The following is a 17583-nucleotide window of genomic DNA, read 5'->3' as shown; positions in this document are numbered from 1 at the left end:
CCCCCCGCCGCCCCTTCCCTGCCCTTCAGCCTGTTGTCACTGATTGGCGCGGCCCTGGCGATCGGCGCCACCGGCTGGCTCAGCCAGGTGTCCGGCGCCTTGTGGTTGATGGCGCCGTTTGGCGCCAGCTGCGTGCTGGCCTTCGGCATGCCCGACTCGCCGCTGGCACAGCCGCGCAACATCATCGGCGGGCATGTGATTGCCACCCTGGTGGGCCTGGCAGTACTGCATACCCTGGGTGACAGCTGGTGGAGCGCAGCCCTGGCCGTCGGCCTGGCGCTGGCCGCCATGCAGCAGACCCGCACCCTGCATGCACCTGCTGGGGCCAACCCGCTGGTGGTGATCGCCAGCCATGCACCGCTGAGCTTCGTGGTGACCCCGGTGCTCGCTGGCTCGCTGGTGATCGTCGCCGTGGCCTGGTGCCTGAACAATGCGCGCCAGGCCAACAGCTACCCGAAATACTGGTACTGATGGCGCTATGCCAAGGGCTGTTGACCACCGTCAATATGCCCCTGGCCTGCCCCGATAAAATGCTCTGAGGATATTAGAAGGAACCAACAGGCCTCCCCATGAGCGAAGAATCCACTGCCCTGCCCCTGCCCTCGCCCGCCGCCGAAACACTTGCGGGCACCAGCCCAAGCCCGGCGCACAAAGCTGCCAGCACTCGTCCACGCCGTCCGCGTACCCCGCGCAAGCCTGCCGCAAGCGCCGCTGGCGAAGCGCAGATCAGCGCCATCAGCCAGCAACCGGCAGCCCTGAAGGTTGCCTCGGCACCGCGCGGCTCCAACGAAGACAGCGCCTTGGCCAAATTGCCGGCCAGCTACCCATACCGCAACCGCATGCGCCGCGCCGAGTACGAAAAGGCCAAGCATGAGCTGCAGATCGAGCTGCTCAAGGTGCAAAGCTGGGTCAAGGAAACCGGCCAGCGCATCGTCGTGCTGTTCGAAGGCCGTGACGCCGCCGGCAAGGGCGGCACTATCAAGCGCTTCATGGAGCACCTGAACCCGCGTGGCGCGCGAATCGTCGCCCTGGAGAAGCCTTCCGAGCAGGAGAAAGGCCAGTGGTACTTCCAGCGCTACGTCCAGCACCTGCCCACGGCGGGTGAAATGGTCTTCTTCGACCGCTCCTGGTACAACCGTGCCGGGGTCGAGCGGGTCATGGACTTCTGCTCGCCGCTGCAATACCTGGAGTTCATGCGCCAGGCACCGGAGCTCGAACGCATGCTGTGCAACAGTGGCATCCTGCTGTTCAAGTACTGGTTTTCGGTGAACCGCGAAGAGCAGCTGCGCCGCTTCATCTCGCGCCGTGACGACCCGCTCAAGCACTGGAAGCTGTCACCGATCGACATCAAGTCGCTGGACAAGTGGGACGAATACACCGCCGCCAAGGAAGCGATGTTCTTCCACACCGACACCGCCGACGCACCGTGGACGGTGATCAAGTCCGACGACAAGAAGCGCGCGCGGATCAACTGTATCCGCCACTTCCTGCACTCGCTGGATTACCCCGGCAAGGACCTGAGCGTCGCCCACCAGCCTGACCCTCTGCTGGTAGACCGCGCCGCGCGCGTGCTGGAAGAGGAAGACCGCGGCGAGCTGGCCCAGCCGGCCTGATCTCGGCCCAGGCCGTCGGCTGTACTTGGGTTTCCCGGCCAACTGCGATTCAATACGCAGAATTTTTCCGGTTCAGCACAAGGGTTCACCGATGGCCTCCAGCAGCAAACAACAGAAACGCGCCAAACGCGCCGCCAACAAGGCCCGCGAGAACCGCATGGTGCGTAGCGGCCAGGCGGTCAAGAGCTCGGGCGAAAGCTCCAGCGCCAGCGTCGAGCAGGTGTTCAACAAGGCCATGGAATCGGGCAGCTACAGCGCCCTGTTCGACAAGATGAAGCAAGCCCAGGACAACGGCCTGGTTGCGCTGATCTCGGTATTCCTGGTCGACCCGCTGCTGGCCCTGGTACTCAAGGGTCACAAGGAAGAACACGCCACCGACTACATCGTCATGGTCTTCAGCGCCTACCGCAAATGGCTGGACGGCGCCGACGAAGCCACGACCATGGCCTGGCTCGAGAGCGATGAGTTCCAGGACGCCTACATTGCAGCTTCTGAAGCAGTGTCCAAGCAGCAGAAGAAGTTTGGCTGAAGCCATGCCTGGCTCCCGATATGCCTCGGGAGCCAGAACCTTTCAAGAAAATTCCTACATTGACCACAGGTCCCCAGCCGATTGACCATCGCCTCGTCGCCACCTAACCTTTGTTGAACGTTTACAACGTATACAAAGTCAGGAGCGTAGACATGGCTTCCCCGGTTCTGTCCTTTCGCGTCGAAGCCTCCCTCGCCGAAAAGCTCGATCAACTGGCAGCCGCCACCGATCGAGATCGCCAATATCACCTCAAGCGCGCCTTGCTGCGCTATGTCGAAGCCGAGGCCTGGCACGTACAGGCGATTGCCGAAGGCATCAGTGATGCCGACACCGGCAACCTGACCGACCTTTCCCGGGTCAAGGCAAAGTGGGTGAAACGCGACGATGATTGCACTGACGGCGAAGGCTGAAAGCGACCTGGATTCGATTTTCGAGCACTATCAACTCAAAGCGGGCAGCAAAACGGCCTTTGCGATGGTTCAGGGCATTCTCAACAGCCTGGAAATTCTTGAGCGTTTTCCTGGTGCCGGCCGGCCTTCGCCGGTGCCTGATGTGCGTGAGTTGGTGCTCGCCCATATCCCCTTTATTGCCCCATACCGCTTGATCGAGGGCCGGGTTCAGGTGCTGCGGTTGCTTCATCAGAGCAGTGAGCGGCCCGAGCAATGGTGATGTTCGGTTGGGGCTGCGCTGCAGCCCATCGCCGGCAAGACCGGCTCCCACCACAGTCCCTGTGGGAGCTGGCTTGCCAGCGATGAGGCCAGCATGGACACCGCACCACTTCCTGCTGAAACAAAAAGGCCGCAATCCTCACAGATCGCGGCCTTTGTCATTTCACCCGCAGCACATCAGTTGTTCAGCACCGCCCGCCCGGCCGCCTCGGCCTTGCGCTTGCGCGCCACCAGCAGCCCTGCGGCTACCACGGCGATGGACAGCAAACCGGTGGCAACGATTTCAATGCGATGATCCGGACGGATCAGCATCACGGTCAGAATGCCGACGATAAAGGCGATGGTCGCCCAGGTCAGCCCCGGGAACAGCCACATTTTGAAGGCAATCTTCTCACCGCGCTGCATACGCTGACGGCGCATGCGCAGTTGCGACACGGCAATCACCAGGTACACCAGCAAGGCAATGGCGCCGGAGCTTGCCAGCAGGAACTCGAACACCTGGGCAGGCGCCAGGTAGTTGGCGATCACCGTGAGGAACGCCGCCGCAGTCGACAGCACCACCGCCACATACGGGGTACCGCTGGAGGTGGTGCGCTGGGCCATGGCCGGGGCATCACCACGCTTGCTCAGGGAGAAGAGCATGCGCGAGGAGGTATACAGCGCCGAGTTCAGGCAGCTGGTCACCGCGATCAACACGACGATGTCGACGATCAGCTTGGCATTGGGGATGCCCATCAGGTTGAGCACGGTCTGGTACGAACCGACTTCGGCCAGTTCGCTATTGGTCCACGGCACCAGGGCCACGACCACGAAGATCGACACGAGGTAGAACAGGAAGATCCGCCAGATCACCGAGTTGGTGGCCTTGGTGATCTGCTTGCCCGGGTCTTTCGACTCGGCGGCGGCGATGGTGACGATCTCGGTACCCATGAACGAGAACATGGTAGTCAGCATCGCAGCCAGCACCGCGCCCATGCCGTTGGGCATGAAGCCCTGGGTGTCGAACAGATGGCTGACGCCGCTGACCTGGCTATTGGGCAGCAGACCGAAGATCGCGGCCACGCCAAGAATGATGAAACCGATGATCGCCACCACCTTGAGCAGGGCGAACCAGAACTCGAATTCACCGTAGTTCTTCACACTGAACAGGTTGGTCGCGGTCAGCAGCAAGGTGATGACCAGGGTGAACACCCAGATGCCGATATCGGGGAACCAGGCATGCAGGATGGTCGCGGCGGCGTTGGCCTCCAGCGGGATCACCAGCACCCAGAACCACCAGTACAGCCAGCCGATGGTAAAACCGGCCCAGTGGCCGATGGCCTTGTCGGCGTAAGTCGAAAACGAACCGGTGTCTGGCGAGGCGACGGCCATTTCCGCCAGCATGCGCATGACCAGCACCACCAGGGTCCCGGCGGCGGCATAGGCGAGCAAAACCGCAGGGCCGGCCTCGGCGATGGCGTGGCCGGAGCCAACGAACAGGCCGGCACCGATGACACCGGCAATCGACAGCATGGTCACATGCCGTTGTTTGAGCCCCTGAGCGAGGTCGTTGGAATTGTGCGTACCGCTCATAAAACTACCTTTGCAAGAAATGGCGTTTTGATCCTGCTACCGAGTCGCGCCCTTCAAAAAGAGTGCTACTTCCTGTTGCCGATCGATAAGGCAATAACCGCGCCATTCCGATGACCGTTCGTTCGAAAATTCTCACAGCCCCGTTTAACAAGGCTTACAGGCCTTTCGGCCAAGACTTGACCGAAAGCCCCTGATAAATCGACGGAATGGGCCAATTACTGAAATACCCACTTACAAATGCCCCAGGTGCACCACAAACCGTCACCGGTAACACCTCATGCACTTCCTACGAGCAAAAAGGCGCAACCCTCAGGTACAACCAGAACCGTAGATAAAGGCCCGAACCTGTGCACAAGGTCAGAAACGACTTCCCAGAAACGGCCAAAACTGGCACCATCGCGCCTTTTTTCATCAAGGCTCCGGCCCTGGAAACGAGGGTAGGCGGACATCTGCGCGACAGTCCACTGCAGCGATGCGACACCCGCCCTCCCAGCAACCGATTGCCTCTCCCGACGTTATTGGCTGTCTTCGGACCGCTATGCTAGCTTGGCGCCTCGCCAGGAAGGCCGCTAACAGCAGGAGCGCACCAGAACACATGAGGACCGCACATGGCTGAGGCCACGCCCGCGCTGGAAATCCGCAACCTGCACAAACGCTACGGCGACCAGGAAATCCTCAAGGGAATTTCGCTGACCGCACGTGATGGCGATGTGATCTCGATCCTGGGATCCTCCGGCTCCGGCAAGTCCACTCTGCTGCGCTGCATCAACCTGCTGGAAAACCCGCACCAGGGCCAAATCCTGGTGGCCGGTGAAGAGCTCAAGCTCAAGGCGGCAAAAAACGGCGAACTGGTGGCCGCCGACAACAAGCAGATCAATCGCCTGCGCAGCGAGATCGGCTTCGTCTTCCAGAACTTCAACCTGTGGCCGCACATGAGCATCCTCGACAACATCATCGAGGCGCCGCGCCGGGTGCTGGGCCAAAGCAAGGCCGAGGCCATCGAGCATGCCGAAGCGCTGCTGGACAAGGTCGGCATCCACAACAAGCGTCACAGCTACCCGGCCGAACTGTCCGGAGGTCAGCAACAGCGTGCGGCCATCGCCCGCACCCTGGCAATGAAGCCCAAGGTCATCCTGTTCGATGAGCCGACCTCGGCCCTGGACCCGGAAATGGTTCAGGAAGTGCTCAACGTTATCCGTGCCCTCGCCGAAGAAGGCCGTACCATGCTACTGGTTACCCACGAAATGGGCTTTGCCCGCCAGGTGTCCAGCGAAGTCGTCTTCCTGCACCAGGGGCTGGTCGAAGAGCAAGGAACGCCGCAGCAGGTTTTCGAAAACCCGACCTCGGCGCGTTGTAAACAATTCATGTCCAGCAACCGCTAACGGAGCAACACGCATGCAGACCTATAAGAAATTCCTCCTGGCCGCTGCCGCCACGCTGGTGTTCTCGGCCAATGCCATGGCTGCCGAGAAACTGAAGATGGGCATTGAGGCGGCCTACCCGCCGTTCAACAACAAGGATGCCAGCGGCCAGGTGGTCGGCTTCGACAAAGACATCGGCGACGCCCTGTGCGCCAAGATGAAGGTCGAGTGTGAAGTCGTGGTCTCCGACTGGGACGGCATCATTCCCGCCCTGAACGCGAAGAAGTCCGACTTCATCGTCTCGTCGCTGTCGATCACCGACGAGCGCAAGCAGGCCGTAGACTTCACCGACCCGTACTACTCGAACAAGCAGCAGTTCATCGCCCCGAAAAACGTCGACTTCAAGACCGACCGCGCCTCACTCAAAGGCAAGACCATTGGCACCCAGCGTGCTACCCAGGCCGCAACCTGGCTGGACGACAACGGCGGCATGGACGGCGAGTTCAAGGTCAACCTCTATGATGGTCAGGAAAACGCCTACCTGGACCTGACTTCAGGCCGCGTCGATGCCATCCTCGCCGACAAGTACGCCAACTACGACTGGCTCAAGTCCGCAGCGGGTCAAAACTACGAGTTCAAAGGCGAGCCGGTGAACGAAAGCGACAAGGTCGGCATCGCTGTGCGCAAAGGTGACAATGAACTGCGCAACAAGCTGAACGCTGCACTGAAAGAAATCGTTGCCGACGGCACCTACGAGAAGATCAACAACAAATACTTCCCGTTCAGCATCTATTGATTCGCCCCGACCGGCATTGCCCTGGAGGCGATGCCGGTCCCTTGAACAAACCTGCCCATGAATATTGATCTCTACGGATTCGGTCCGGCCCTGTTTGTCGGGACGCTGATGACCGTCAAACTCGCGTTGTCGGCCCTATGCCTGGGGCTGGTCCTGGGGCTGCTTGGCGCCCTGGCCAAGACCTCGCCGTACAAACCCCTGCAATGGCTGGGTGGCTTCTACTCGACGATAGTTCGCGGCGTGCCCGAACTGCTCTGGGTGTTGTTGATTTACTTTGGTACCGTCAGCCTGATGAACCGGCTTGGCGAACTCCTGAATATTCCCGGCCTGGAGCTCAATGCTTTTGCCGCAGGCGTGATTGCCCTGGGCCTGTGCTTCGGCGCCTATGCCACGGAGGTGTTCCGTGGTGCAATCCTGGCCATTCCCAAGGGTCACCGTGAAGCTGGCCTGGCGCTCGGCCTGTCCAAAGGGCGAATCTTCTCCAAACTGATCTTGCCGCAAATGTGGCGGATCGCGCTGCCCGGCCTGGGCAACCTGTTCATGATCCTGATGAAAGACACCGCACTGGTCTCGGTGATCGGCCTGGAAGAAATCATGCGTCACTCGCAAATCGCCGTGACCGTGAGCAAGCAGCCGTTCACCTTCTACATGGTCGCCGCCATCATCTACCTGGGCCTGACGGTCCTGGCCATGACCGGCATGCACTTCATGGAAAAACGCGCCGGTCGCGGCTTCGCGAGGGCCAATCAATGAACTGGGAAGTCATCATCAAGTGGTTGCCACGCCTGGCCCAAGGCGCCACGCTGACCCTGGAACTGGTGAGCATCGCGGTCATTGCCGGGCTGATCATCGCCATTCCACTGGGTATCGCCCGCTCCTCGCGACACTGGTACGTGCGCGCCCTGCCGTACGGTTACATTTTCTTTTTCCGTGGCACACCGCTGCTGGTTCAGTTGTTCCTGGTGTATTACGGGCTTGCCCAGTTCGATGCCGTGCGAAACAGTGCCTTGTGGCCCTACCTGCGGGACCCGTTCTGGTGCACGGTGCTGACCATGACCCTGCATACTGCCGCTTACATCGCAGAAATCCTGCGTGGCGCGTTGCAGGCCATCCCTCGCGGCGAGATTGAAGCGGCGCGGGCCCTGGGCATGTCCCGGGCCAAGGCGATGATCTACATCATGCTGCCACGCGCAGCGCGCATCGGCCTGCCGGCCTACAGCAACGAAGTGATCCTGATGCTCAAGGCCAGCGCCCTGGCGAGCACCGTCACCCTGCTGGAGCTGACCGGCATGGCGCGGACCATCATCGCCCGGACCTACCTGCCAGTGGAGATCTTTTTCGCTGCGGGCCTGTTCTACCTGCTGATTTCCTTCCTGCTGGTTCAAGCCTTCAAACAGCTGGAACGCTGGCTGCGCGTCGACGCCTGCCAGGGTCGATAAACCTGTATAACGGGGCTGATCACAGCCCCGTTTTCGTATCTGCTCATGACCACTGCCCTTCCTCTTTCCGGCGACCAACTGCTCAGCCGCTTCCAGGCGCTGGACAGCTTTCTGCGCGAGCACCAGGCACTGTGGCGGCCACGGCCTTTCACCCAGCTTGAGCTGCCTTGGGAAACCTCGTATCCAGCCCTTGCCGGCTGGTTGCGCCAGCGCTCGTTAAGCGAAGCGGAGGCGGCGCACAATCATCCCGAGCAACTGGACGCACCGGCGCCCTTGCCACAACTGGCGCGTATGGCGGCACAGCTGTCTGCCATCGGCGAGTTATCCACCGTGGCCCTGCCCTCGGCGAGCCAGCGCCTGAACGTCGATGTACCGGGGCGCAAATGGCAGCAGATCGAAGCTTTCGCCAGCCACCTGGGCTTTATCCACAGCCCACGCCACTGGCTGGACTGGTGCGCCGGCAAAGGCCATCTGGGCCGGCGCTTGCTGCAGCCGCACAGCCAGCAACTGACCTGCCTGGAATACGACCCGGCGCTGGTCGACGCCGGAATCGCTCTCAGCCAGCATCACCACTTGCCCGCCGAGCACCGCCTGCAGGATGTACTGGCCGATGATGCGCCATTGCAGTTGAATGCCGAGCACACCGCAGTGGCCCTGCATGCCTGCGGTGATTTGCATGTACGCCTGATGCAGCTGGCCAGCCTTCGGGGCTGCCGCCAGCTGGCCATCGCGCCCTGCTGCTACAACCGCATCCAGGCGCCGCACTACCAACCGTTATCCACCGCCGCCAAGGCGTCTGGCTTGCAGTTGTCGATCGATGACCTCGGCCTGCCGCTCAGTGAAACGGTTACTGCGGGAACGCGCGTTCGCCGCCAGCGCGATCAATCCATGGCCAGGCGCCTGGGTTTCGATCTGTGGCAACGTCAGCTGCGTGGGGTGGATGAGTACCTGCCGACGCCTTCGCTGGCGGTCAGCTGGCTGCACAAGCCGTATGCCGACTACTGCCTCGACCTGGCAGCACTCAAGAGCTTGCCGGTAGAGGCCGAGCCCGATTGGCTCGCGCTGGAAGCTGCGGGCTGGCAGCGCCTGGCCCAGGTGCGCAACCTGGAGTTACTACGCAATGTGTTCCGCCGCCCGCTGGAACTTTGGCTGGTGCTCGATCGCGCACTGTTCCTGCAAGAACAGTCCTACGAGGTACAGCTCGGGGTGTTTTGTGAACAACCTCTCACCCCGCGCAATCTGCTGCTGTTGGCCGAACGCCGATAAAGGCGCGCAGCCTGTGGATAACTCTGTGCGCAACTTTGCGTAGGACCCCTGCAAATTCATGGATCCAAGCGTTTTTACAGCCTGGTCATTTTTTGCTCACTGATTAATCGCCAGCAAAAACAGCCATTTGCGCAAAGACCAACGGCGAGCATTGCTCCGATGCAACGACCATCGACTTGGCATGCGCCTTGTGCATAAGCCTTTGCGCGAATAGCGCTAAACACGTTGAATCAAGCCAGTTTCAACAGGCTCATGCCCACCAGCAACAGCGCCAGCCCCAGCCAACCACGCCCCATCAGGCGTTGACCAAACAACGCCCAGCCCATGGCCACAGTGGCAAGGATGCCGAAGCCACCCCAGATGGCATAGGCCAGCGACAGTTCGATATCTCGCACAGCTTGCGCCAGCGCGGTAAAGGCGGCCAGCACGCAGAGAATCGAGGCGATGCCCAGGCCGCGCTTTTTAAAGCCGTCGGAATACTTGAGCAGCAGGTTGGCGATCACTTCCAGCACGATCGCCAGGCCCAGCCAAGCGAAGGGAATCCAGTTCATGCTCAGCATGGCAGCGCCTCCATGTGGCGCGGGGCTGGTGCGGCGCGGGTACCCGACTTGATCAGCAGGATACCGGCGATCATCACACCCAGGCCGGCGGCCTTGAGCAGGCCCAGGCTCTCGCCCAGCCAAGTGACGCTGATCAGGGTAATCAGCACGATGCCGATGCCTTCCCACAGGGCGTAGGCCACGCCCACTGGCACGCGCTTAACCGCCAGCGCCAGGAAGAAGTACGACAGGCCGATCATCAGGTACATCAACCCGTGGCCAAGAATGGGGAAATGACTGGCGGCGAATTTCATCGACGCGGTGCCGATCACCTCAGCGGTGATGGCGATAAACAGATAGATCCAGGAACGCATGATGCCCTCCCACGGGCGACACAAGCCGAGCGAAATCGCGCTGACGGCTGCAGACAAAAAGAAGCAAAAGACTGTTTGTCGGGGGAGGCGCTAGAGGTCGCCGGTCCAGTGACGTTCACGGGAAACCAGGCGGGAGGTGAAGAGCGGAAACGCTTTAGTGTTCAACATAATGAACAACAAATTAGCTCAAGGCATCGTTAAAGTCAAATCGATAGAAAATGGCTAATTAATTTTCGCGTCTTTCAGTCCGTATTTAGGTGAAAGCCCTTAAAGGTTGCCGAAAGGTTCGTAAATTATATTACCCGGCCATTCTGGGGCTGCTGCGCACCCCATCGCCGGCAAGGCCGTCTCCCACAGTAGTGGCGCATTGGCCCATGTGGGAGCTGGCCTTGCCAGCGATGCAGCCGCCCCGCAGCCCCCTGACACTCCTCTACTCCCCTCGTGTCAAAACGCCGCACCCCTATCAAAATCACAATTAATTATTGTAATACGATAATTTTTCACAAATAATGCACCCCGCTCAACTAGCACGGAGGGAAACCATGAACAGTAAGACAGTGGCTTACGCGAGATCGCGTCTGCGAGTGATCGGTGCATTCGCCGCGGTGCTCGCCTGGGGTACAGGGATCGTCGAGTTCGGCGGCAACGTACTATTGTGGGTGTTCGAAAAAGCCCAAGTGCAAGGCGCCTACCTGCAAAGCTTCGGTGAAAACATGCCGCTGCTGCTGGCCCCGGACTACCAGCCTTCGCACCTGGCCCTGGGCCTGGTGATCGGCCTGGAACTGATCCCCGCCAGCCTCTCGGCTTTTGCCTTGTACCTGACCGGCTTGTTCTTCCTGCGTTTGTCCCGGGGCGAAACCTGGACGACGCAGAACATCAAGATGCTCTGGTGGGTGGGCTTGCTGTGCATCGGCTTGCCGATGGTCTGGCCGATGATCGGCACCTTGCAGGGCCTGGCGTTCTCCATCGACCTGCCCAAAGGCGAAAGAAGCTTCAGTGTATCGATCGGTGTATCATCCCAGGCGGTTTACGAGATCATGAAAGGCATCTTCCTGTGCGCCTTCTCACTCCTCATGCGTGACGCCAAAACCATCAGCGATGAACACAACTGTTATGTCTAGCTTGCCCCTATGCCGATAATTATTCGACTCGATGTAGTCATGGCCAAGAACAAGATCCGCTCCAAGGATCTGGCCGAGATTATCGGTATTACGGAGGCGAACCTGTCGTTGCTGAAAAACGGCAAGATCAAGGGTTTCAAGATGGAAACCCTCGAGAAGCTCTGTCGCGCGTTGAACTGCCAGCCAGGTGACCTGCTGGAGTTCAGCGAGGAATGAACAAGGAACTGGCAACTCGTGAGCAATTCACTCAAGTGGCGCGCCGCGCTGCTACTGGCCGTCGGCCTGCTCGGCGGCTGCGGCCCCAGCTACACCTATAGATACTCCCCACCGCCAAGCATGGCGGGCATGAACTGCATCAACTCCTGCTCGATGGAGCGCAACCACTGCAAACAGATGGCGCGCCTGCAGGAAAACAGCGACCAGGCCCTGTACCAGGCCAACCTCAGAAGCTACCAGCATTGCCAGGTCGGCAAGAGCAAAAAGGAAGCGCGCAAAAGCTGCTACTACCCCAGCTACCCGTTCAACAGCGGTTCGAGCTACTCGTGCGGTAACGATTACGACAGCTGCTACCAGGCCTGCGGCGGCACCATCCAGCGCATCCTCAACAAAGACTGACGCCTCGACTAAACGGAATTGACTGTGGATATCATCAGATCCATCGCCCTGCTTGCGTCCGCGTTTTACCTGAGCGGCTGCACCTTCATGTCCGACTGGCAAATCCCGCCACCCGAGTCCGGCTGGCAAGTGCCGCCCATGCAGATGTACGGCAACCAGAGCTTCCCCGGGCCGGACTTCAGCCGCGACCACCACGCCATCCAGCGCTACCTCCACACACACAAACACTGACACTTCGACCAAACGGAATTGCCTGTGGCTATTATCAGATCCTTCCTCCTGCTTGCCTTCGCGTTTTACTTGAGCGGCTGCACGACCGGCGACTACACCCCGATGTCTGGCTGGGAAATCCCGCAGATGCAGATCTATGGCGACAAGGGCTACTCGGGCCCGGCCTACACCTGCAAGAAAAAGCACGGCTGCCGAGAGCACTGTAAAAAGCACGATTGCCGCTACAAACCGCTGATTTTCGACCCCACCAAAGCCGAACCCAGCGCCACGACAATGCACCGCGGCTGGTAACAAAACACCTCGCGATAGCCGCTGAAACCGGGCATCGCGAGGAATGTTGCAGAAGTGGTTTACAGACGCAAACTGATCGCTATAATGACGCCCCTGTGCCGGTATAGCTCAGATGGTAGAGCAACTGACTTGTAATCAGTAGGTCCCGGGTTCGATTCCTGGTGCCGGCACCATACGCAGTAAAAAAGAGGCTCACCGCAAGGTGGGCCTTTTTTGTTTTGCGCAGTCTCCGCCACCCTGGTAGGAGCGGGCTTGCCTCGCGATGAGGCCATTGAAATCAGCCCATCAGGCGGCGCCTGAATTACGACCGCTGCGCGCTCTATCGGTGGCGCAGCTGTTCGACCTGGGTCACGTCCGCCGCATTCGCCGCCGTGCCCACCAAGCGATGAACCAAGCCATGTACGGCGTCGCCCCCGCTGTCCAAAGCCGGTGGCTATTTTCTGAGCATCCCTGAAATAAAGTAGCACCCCCTAAATAGATAGAATCACTCGTAGAATCAGGATTTTTCCTATGTGCAGCCAAAGCCACAAGAACTAATCTCTCATTGCACCTGCTAAATAAGTGCACACTTAAATTCAATGTGAAAAGGGTATTTTTATGGGCATGTGGTGCTGCATGTATATTAACGAGTTTAAAGCTGACCAACCCACTGACGACGAAAGTGAAATCGTCAACTTAGAAGAAGACTTCACACCAGAAGAATCTGCCGTACTGGCTGAGTGAAGCAAATAAAATGAGGCGAATATTTCGCCTCATTTTTTGGTTTACATGGGAACTTCTTGCCTATGAAAATAATTGCCCCAGAGCGTACGTTGTCATTGCAAGATGCAGAAAGCGCAATCGACCAGTATTTTTCGAGCGAAGGAATAGATTTAACCCTACATCGTTACGGTAGCCCGTTGTCCAGCACTGTCGCCACGCTTCACCTCCCACATGACAGTAGCGGCATAGAATGTGTTGGTTGCGGCAAAGGGTATGAAGCAGAGGCGCGTGTCGGCGCGAAATATGAGGCCTATGAACACTATATGGGGCCGCTTCGGCTACGGAAACATAGCGCACTGCACTGTTTTGGTTCGGTTATTTCTCAACCGGCCTTGCAGAACATACTTCCGATGCAGATGCTTCGCCACTCCGGCGCATCACAGATAGCTGTACTTACTTTTGAGGCGCATGAAGCATCCGGTGGCATGGAATTACTCTATCCGTCATTTCTTATCAACCATCAATATGCGAATGAATCTATTCCTGGCGATGATACCGACTATGGCTCGGCACGCCGATATTCCTGTGGTACGGGTGTGGCAGCGGGCGTTGGTTTTACGGAAGCGGCGATACATGCTGCGAGTGAGGTGATAGAGCGCCACGGCATTGGGCGTTTTATCGCACAGCATTTCTTTTATGATTCAAAAGAACCTATAAGAAAAATTACTCACGCCTCAATGCCAGAGCAACTATTACAAACCGTGCGTGACGCAGAAATTGCCATTGGTGCTTCTATTGAGGTATTTGATGCCACTAGCCAAATACCCTATCCCGTTTTCATTGCCTACTGCCCGGACAAGACGATCGCTGATATCCATGTCGTTGGCGGCGGCTGTTCACTGTATCCAAGTCATGCCGCAGCACGCGCCATCAAGGAATTAGTGCAGCAATATAAAGTCGCCGAAGGAGTCGAACACGTCAGCCAAGAGTGGGCAAATGCAAAAAGCAATTTAGCACAACATCCAAGGCTACTACGTTGTTTGCGCATGGCGTTTAATGCCCTCCAGTGCGCCAAAATAGTCCCTTGCCCCATGCCTCATGACCCGAAAAAAATGCCACTGAACCAACACTTGTCCCATTTACAAAGCGAGTGCTTTAAAGCGAACCATCCCATTTGGATAAAAGAACTACATTCCAGCACCAACCAGGTTAGCCTGGCCTGTGCCGTCATGCCAAAAATGGAAAGGTTCTCTATCGTTTCGCTCGGTGGGAAAGTCGTCCCTTGCTACAAATACGAGTAAATAAAAAACCATCATGACCATGACCATGGCCATTGGCAAAGGGCACTAAAGTTCGCCACGCAGCCCTGTGAAGTTTAAATGGTAGCTGACTGTGGCAGTAGTGCAACATGCCACGACACAACAGCACGCAACTTACTTGCCTCTAATTAATTCGGAACCAGGCCTTTCATGAGTCCAACAAAAAAAAGCCGACGTGAATTACAATGCCGCGATTATCTTCTTTCCTCTCCTTTAGGCGCCGCCACCAAGGCCATTCATTTAGGGCAACATGAGACTGGGCTGGATCAGTTTCCAGTTCCAGCACTCGTTTGCAACTCTGCAACACTACTGAATTCAATTGAAGAAGGTAGAGAAATGCTAGGCAATGCAGAGATGGAAAACTTTGCATACCAACGCTATGCAAACCCTACCGTTTCAATACTAGAAGCGAAATTTCGTGCCATTGAACACTGCACATACAGTTTGGCGGTCAATAGCGGAATGACAGCCTGCCTGCTTGTCTTTCGGGCGCTACTGAACGCAGGCGATCATATCATCGTACCCCACAGTATATTTTATGAGGTCATTGAGCAGCTTGATTACGAGGCGAACAATCGTGGTATAGAAATGTCGGTTATCGACGAATACGGAGCAGTGGCATTTGAGGCGGCCATCCAGCCAAACACGAAAATGATCTTTATCGAAGCACCCACCAATCCGGCCTTTTTAGACATCAATATTCCTGACCTGGTACAGCTTTGCGTAAAAAATAATATCCTTCTTGTTGTCGACAATACTTTTCTTACGCCTGCCTGCCAAAAACCGCTGTCCCTGGGGGCTGCAATCACTTTATACTCCATCACCAAGCACATCAATGGTCACGGCGATGTGATGGGCGGAATGATCAGCACCAATGCCCCGGACCTATTCAAGGTATTGAAATACCATAGAGAAAGCACAGGCACCATATTAGATCCGTTTTCGGCATGGCTCACTATACGTGGGCTGAGAACGCTCCCACTGAGATTTAAAAAACATACCGATAATGCACATGCTGTCATTGCAATGATACGCGAAGAGTTCCCACAATTAGAATGGCGCTCAGTATGGTCGACTAAAAGTGCGCAGGCCAACGGTATATTTTCGTCATTGCATACAGGTCTTATCGCCATTGTTTTTCCTTCGCGAGAAGCGGGTACAACCTTTGTTCGTCATCTGCAACTGATACGAACAGGTACAACCTTTGGCAATATTGAGTCCTTATGCTATCACTACGGCAGTTTTACCAGAGAAGGCAGTGCCGATCTTGAAAAAATAGGGGTACCGTACGGCTTGGTTCGAATCTCTGTTGGCCTGGAAGATATTGAAGATATTAATGCAGACATCAGACGTGCACTGCGCCTTGCACTACTCATCAAACCTCTGCAACGGATGAAGTGATCCCCTAGGGAAGCTCCGAACACGTTGCCCAGCAGTCGGCAATGACCGACGGAGCGATCACCGGCATGGAAACCTCCACCGCTCAAGCCATCAAGCTGGCTGTCGTCTCCGCCACCGGACTTTCGAAGGACGCGCTGCATATCTACTTCGGCATGGCGGTGTTCGTCGTCCTTGCAGCTATCAGCAAGCAGCTAAGGCCCTATCTGGCCTGGTCATGTGTGCTGGCCCTGGCCTGCCTGGGCGAGATTGTCGACTGGCGGAATGACGTGCAGAGCCTTGGCTACTGGCGCTGGCAGGCGAGCCTGCACGATGTGCTGAACACCTTGTTCTGGCCGAGCGTGCTGACGTTGCTTTGGTATCTGAGATCTCGCGCCAAGCATGGTCCGGATCTTCCAGAGGAATGATCAACGACCGACAAGAACGGCAGCGCAGCCCATAAGCGCCCCTCCGTATCGTCGACTATGCCAACCCCTTGGCCATTTCAGCCGAGTGCAGGTTGGGCGCCCAAACCCGGGCGCTGCAACCACTCGCAATAACCCGCCACCCCCTGCGCCACCGTCAGCGTCGGCTGCTGATAGCCAACGCTGCGCAAGCGCTCAAGGTCGGCGCAGGTGTAGCACTGGTATTTGCCGCGCAGATGCTCGGGGAATTCGCTGTATTCAAGAATGCCTTCCAGCAGGGCCATCTCCAGCGACAGCGGCGGCTGGTCCTGCTGCTCGCGCAGGCGGTTGATCACCGCCAGTGCCACGTCATTGAATGGCTGGGCGCGGCCGCTGCCGACGTTGAAGAGGCCACTCACCTGCGGCCGGTCGAGGAAGAACAGGTTGACCCTGACCACATCCTCGACCGCCACGAAATCGCGCAGGTGAGCGCCGCTGGGGTAGTCGCCATAGCTGCCGAACAGGCTGACCTTGCCGTCGGCCTGATACTGCTTGAAGCAGTGCAAGGCTACCGAGGCCATGGCGCCTTTGTGCTGTTCATGGGGGCCGTAGACGTTGAAGTAACGCAGGCCGACGATCTGGCTGCGTGCTTGGGCCAGTTGCCGACGCACGCGCTGGTCGAAGAGGAACTTCGAGTAACCGTAAACGTTCAAGGGCCGTTCGCATTCACGCTGCTCGCGAAAGTCGCGCCCGGCGCCATACACCGCTGCCGACGAGGCATACAGCAGCGGCACCTGCAGGGCCTGGGCGGCGTCGAGCAGGTCGCGGCTGTAGCGGTAGTTGTTGTCCATCATAAAGCGCCCGTCGCCTTCGACGGTGCTGGAGCAAGCGCCCTGGTGCAGCACGGCGCGTACCTTGCCGAACTGGCCACGACCGAAACGCTGAAGAAAATCGTCCTTGTCCAGGTAGTCGGCGATTTCGCAGTCAGCCAGGTTGCGAAACTTGTCGCCATCGCTCAAGTCATCGACCGCGATGATGTCGGTTTCGCCGCGCTGATTGAGGGCCTGGACCAGGTTGCTACCGATAAAACCGGCGGCGCCGGTGACGATAATGGTCATGCGATTTCCCCCTTTGAGGGCACAGAGGCCTCAGTCTAGGGGGTGGCAATTGAGCAAATATTAACCAGGGTCAATGGTTTTGTCGGTTGCGGGAGGCTCTAGCCTTTGCTCGTTAACGTTGTTTGGCCGCGCGCTCAACGGCGGGCTTTGGCCGCACGTGCTTTACGATCCCGGGTGCGCTCTGCGCGGATCTCGAACAGGCAGATACGCATTTCGCGGTAGCGCTTGCTATTGAGAACAAGGAGTCC

22 protein-coding genes and 1 tRNA gene are annotated in these 17583 nt (G+C 58.1%); 19 read left to right on the top strand and 4 right to left on the bottom strand.

Annotated features, from left to right (window positions below; all coding sequences use genetic code 11):
* The 5 genes from UW3_RS26560 to UW3_RS0105590 form a co-directional block, all read left to right on the top strand.
* Positions 1-471 (top strand): HPP family protein (locus UW3_RS26560; RefSeq protein ID WP_010221313.1); only part of this gene is annotated, 471 nt, incomplete at its 5' end.
* A 98-nt stretch (positions 472-569) separates the two neighbouring features.
* Positions 570-1613 carry a polyphosphate kinase 2 gene (ppk2, locus tag UW3_RS0105605; RefSeq protein WP_010221312.1) on the top strand — a complete coding sequence of 348 codons (1044 nt, stop codon included), beginning with the start codon at positions 570-572 and terminating at the stop codon, positions 1611-1613.
* Positions 1614-1704: 91 nt separating this feature from the next.
* The gene (locus tag UW3_RS0105600) at positions 1705-2142 is read left to right on the top strand and encodes a hypothetical protein (protein WP_010221311.1); all 438 of its coding nucleotides are present in this window, start codon (positions 1705-1707) and stop codon (positions 2140-2142) included.
* Positions 2143-2294: 152 nt separating this feature from the next.
* Positions 2295-2552 carry a CopG family ribbon-helix-helix protein gene (locus tag UW3_RS0105595; protein ID WP_010221310.1) on the top strand — a complete coding sequence of 86 codons (258 nt, stop codon included), beginning with the start codon at positions 2295-2297 and terminating at the stop codon, positions 2550-2552.
* Positions 2527-2811 carry a type II toxin-antitoxin system RelE/ParE family toxin gene (locus tag UW3_RS0105590; protein WP_010221309.1) on the top strand — a complete coding sequence of 95 codons (285 nt, stop codon included), beginning with the start codon at positions 2527-2529 and terminating at the stop codon, positions 2809-2811. Before UW3_RS0105595 ends, UW3_RS0105590 begins: the two co-directional genes overlap by 26 nt.
* 176 nt (positions 2812-2987) lie before the next feature.
* Here the strand turns inward: UW3_RS0105590 and gabP are convergent, their stop codons facing one another.
* On the bottom strand, positions 2988-4382 hold the full coding sequence (gene gabP, locus UW3_RS0105585; protein WP_010221308.1) for a GABA permease: 1395 nt from the start codon (positions 4380-4382) through the stop codon (positions 2988-2990).
* A 608-nt stretch (positions 4383-4990) separates the two neighbouring features.
* Here gabP and UW3_RS0105580 point away from each other — a divergent pair.
* The 5 genes from UW3_RS0105580 to UW3_RS0105560 are packed head-to-tail and all read left to right on the top strand — an operon-like array spanning position 4991 to position 9244.
* A complete protein-coding gene (locus tag UW3_RS0105580) occupies positions 4991-5764 on the top strand; it encodes an ABC transporter ATP-binding protein (protein ID WP_010221307.1) in 774 nt (257 codons plus the stop codon).
* A gap of 13 nt (positions 5765-5777) precedes the next feature.
* Positions 5778-6539 (top strand): ABC transporter substrate-binding protein, encoded by a 762-nt coding sequence (locus tag UW3_RS0105575; RefSeq protein ID WP_010221306.1) that lies wholly within the window; start codon positions 5778-5780, stop codon positions 6537-6539.
* A gap of 57 nt (positions 6540-6596) precedes the next feature.
* Positions 6597-7292, top strand: a complete 696-nt coding sequence (locus tag UW3_RS0105570; RefSeq protein WP_010221305.1) for an ABC transporter permease — start codon at positions 6597-6599, stop codon at positions 7290-7292.
* Positions 7289-7978, top strand: coding sequence for an ABC transporter permease (locus UW3_RS0105565; RefSeq protein WP_010221304.1), 690 nt, complete (start codon positions 7289-7291; stop codon positions 7976-7978). The genes UW3_RS0105570 and UW3_RS0105565 overlap by 4 nt, the downstream gene beginning before the upstream one ends.
* A 45-nt stretch (positions 7979-8023) precedes the next feature.
* The gene (locus UW3_RS0105560; RefSeq protein WP_010221303.1) at positions 8024-9244 is read left to right on the top strand and encodes a methyltransferase; all 1221 of its coding nucleotides are present in this window, start codon (positions 8024-8026) and stop codon (positions 9242-9244) included.
* A gap of 230 nt (positions 9245-9474) precedes the next feature.
* On the opposite strand, the gene mdtI is transcribed toward UW3_RS0105560, so the two are convergent.
* Complete coding sequence (mdtI, locus tag UW3_RS0105555) at positions 9475-9804, bottom strand: multidrug/spermidine efflux SMR transporter subunit MdtI (protein ID WP_010221302.1); 330 nt, start codon at positions 9802-9804, stop codon at positions 9475-9477.
* Positions 9798-10157: a multidrug/spermidine efflux SMR transporter subunit MdtJ gene (locus tag UW3_RS0105550; protein ID WP_010221301.1), complete on the bottom strand. Its 360-nt coding sequence runs from the start codon at positions 10155-10157 to the stop codon at positions 9798-9800. The genes mdtI and UW3_RS0105550 overlap by 7 nt, the downstream gene beginning before the upstream one ends.
* Positions 10158-10699: 542 nt before the next feature.
* Here UW3_RS0105550 and UW3_RS0105545 point away from each other — a divergent pair.
* The 9 genes from UW3_RS0105545 to UW3_RS0105510 all read left to right on the top strand — a co-directional run bounded on the left by UW3_RS0105545 (position 10700) and on the right by UW3_RS0105510 (position 16241).
* Entirely contained in the window at positions 10700-11278 is a 579-nt protein-coding gene (locus UW3_RS0105545; protein WP_010221300.1) for a hypothetical protein, read from the top strand.
* Positions 11279-11287: 9 nt separating this feature from the next.
* Positions 11288-11494, top strand: coding sequence for a helix-turn-helix domain-containing protein (locus UW3_RS0105540; RefSeq protein WP_010221299.1), 207 nt, complete (start codon positions 11288-11290; stop codon positions 11492-11494).
* Positions 11495-11512: 18 nt separating this feature from the next.
* The gene (locus UW3_RS0105535) at positions 11513-11893 is read left to right on the top strand and encodes a hypothetical protein (RefSeq protein ID WP_010221298.1); all 381 of its coding nucleotides are present in this window, start codon (positions 11513-11515) and stop codon (positions 11891-11893) included.
* 24 nt (positions 11894-11917) lie between these two features.
* Complete coding sequence (locus UW3_RS0105530; protein WP_010221297.1) at positions 11918-12124, top strand: hypothetical protein; 207 nt, start codon at positions 11918-11920, stop codon at positions 12122-12124.
* 24 nt (positions 12125-12148) lie between these two features.
* Positions 12149-12415: a hypothetical protein gene (locus tag UW3_RS0105525; protein WP_010221296.1), complete on the top strand. Its 267-nt coding sequence runs from the start codon at positions 12149-12151 to the stop codon at positions 12413-12415.
* A gap of 97 nt (positions 12416-12512) precedes the next feature.
* Positions 12513-12588, top strand: a tRNA-Thr gene (locus tag UW3_RS0105520).
* Positions 12589-13200: 612 nt separating this feature from the next.
* Positions 13201-14418, top strand: a complete 1218-nt coding sequence (locus UW3_RS28080) for a YcaO-like family protein (protein WP_081492767.1) — start codon at positions 13201-13203, stop codon at positions 14416-14418.
* A gap of 168 nt (positions 14419-14586) precedes the next feature.
* Positions 14587-15837, top strand: a complete 1251-nt coding sequence (locus UW3_RS0105515) for a trans-sulfuration enzyme family protein (RefSeq protein ID WP_081492766.1) — start codon at positions 14587-14589, stop codon at positions 15835-15837.
* Positions 15838-15878: 41 nt separating this feature from the next.
* Positions 15879-16241: a hypothetical protein gene (locus tag UW3_RS0105510; protein ID WP_010221294.1), complete on the top strand. Its 363-nt coding sequence runs from the start codon at positions 15879-15881 to the stop codon at positions 16239-16241.
* A gap of 77 nt (positions 16242-16318) precedes the next feature.
* On the opposite strand, the gene rfaD is transcribed toward UW3_RS0105510, so the two are convergent.
* Positions 16319-17335 carry an ADP-glyceromanno-heptose 6-epimerase gene (gene rfaD, locus UW3_RS0105505; protein WP_010221293.1) on the bottom strand — a complete coding sequence of 339 codons (1017 nt, stop codon included), beginning with the start codon at positions 17333-17335 and terminating at the stop codon, positions 16319-16321.
* Positions 17336-17583 lie beyond the last annotated feature (248 nt).

Source organism: Pseudomonas donghuensis (assembly GCF_000259195.1).
In the GTDB taxonomy this organism is placed as follows: domain Bacteria; phylum Pseudomonadota; class Gammaproteobacteria; order Pseudomonadales; family Pseudomonadaceae; genus Aquipseudomonas; species Aquipseudomonas donghuensis.
This window is presented reverse-complemented; position numbering and strand designations above follow the sequence as displayed.

Excerpts from the sequence above, each read along its gene's own strand:
- ppk2 (WP_010221312.1), top strand. The coding sequence starts at position 570 with ATGAGCGAAGAATCCACTGCCCTGCCCCTGCCCTCGCCCGCCGCCGAA.
- UW3_RS0105600 (WP_010221311.1), top strand. The coding sequence starts at position 1,705 with ATGGCCTCCAGCAGCAAACAACAGAAACGCGCCAAACGCGCCGCCAAC.
- UW3_RS0105595 (WP_010221310.1), top strand. The coding sequence starts at position 2,295 with ATGGCTTCCCCGGTTCTGTCCTTTCGCGTCGAAGCCTCCCTCGCCGAA.
- UW3_RS0105590 (WP_010221309.1), top strand. The coding sequence starts at position 2,527 with ATGATTGCACTGACGGCGAAGGCTGAAAGCGACCTGGATTCGATTTTC.
- gabP (WP_010221308.1), bottom strand. The coding sequence starts at position 4,382 with ATGAGCGGTACGCACAATTCCAACGACCTCGCTCAGGGGCTCAAACAA.
- UW3_RS0105580 (WP_010221307.1), top strand. The coding sequence starts at position 4,991 with ATGGCTGAGGCCACGCCCGCGCTGGAAATCCGCAACCTGCACAAACGC.
- UW3_RS0105575 (WP_010221306.1), top strand. The coding sequence starts at position 5,778 with ATGCAGACCTATAAGAAATTCCTCCTGGCCGCTGCCGCCACGCTGGTG.
- UW3_RS0105570 (WP_010221305.1), top strand. The coding sequence starts at position 6,597 with ATGAATATTGATCTCTACGGATTCGGTCCGGCCCTGTTTGTCGGGACG.
- UW3_RS0105565 (WP_010221304.1), top strand. The coding sequence starts at position 7,289 with ATGAACTGGGAAGTCATCATCAAGTGGTTGCCACGCCTGGCCCAAGGC.
- UW3_RS0105560 (WP_010221303.1), top strand. The coding sequence starts at position 8,024 with ATGACCACTGCCCTTCCTCTTTCCGGCGACCAACTGCTCAGCCGCTTC.
- mdtI (WP_010221302.1), bottom strand. The coding sequence starts at position 9,804 with ATGCTGAGCATGAACTGGATTCCCTTCGCTTGGCTGGGCCTGGCGATC.
- UW3_RS0105550 (WP_010221301.1), bottom strand. The coding sequence starts at position 10,157 with ATGCGTTCCTGGATCTATCTGTTTATCGCCATCACCGCTGAGGTGATC.
- UW3_RS0105545 (WP_010221300.1), top strand. The coding sequence starts at position 10,700 with ATGAACAGTAAGACAGTGGCTTACGCGAGATCGCGTCTGCGAGTGATC.
- UW3_RS0105540 (WP_010221299.1), top strand. The coding sequence starts at position 11,288 with ATGCCGATAATTATTCGACTCGATGTAGTCATGGCCAAGAACAAGATC.
- UW3_RS28080 (WP_081492767.1), top strand. The coding sequence starts at position 13,201 with ATGAAAATAATTGCCCCAGAGCGTACGTTGTCATTGCAAGATGCAGAA.
- UW3_RS0105515 (WP_081492766.1), top strand. The coding sequence starts at position 14,587 with ATGAGTCCAACAAAAAAAAGCCGACGTGAATTACAATGCCGCGATTAT.
- UW3_RS0105510 (WP_010221294.1), top strand. The coding sequence starts at position 15,879 with ATGACCGACGGAGCGATCACCGGCATGGAAACCTCCACCGCTCAAGCC.
- rfaD (WP_010221293.1), bottom strand. The coding sequence starts at position 17,335 with ATGACCATTATCGTCACCGGCGCCGCCGGTTTTATCGGTAGCAACCTG.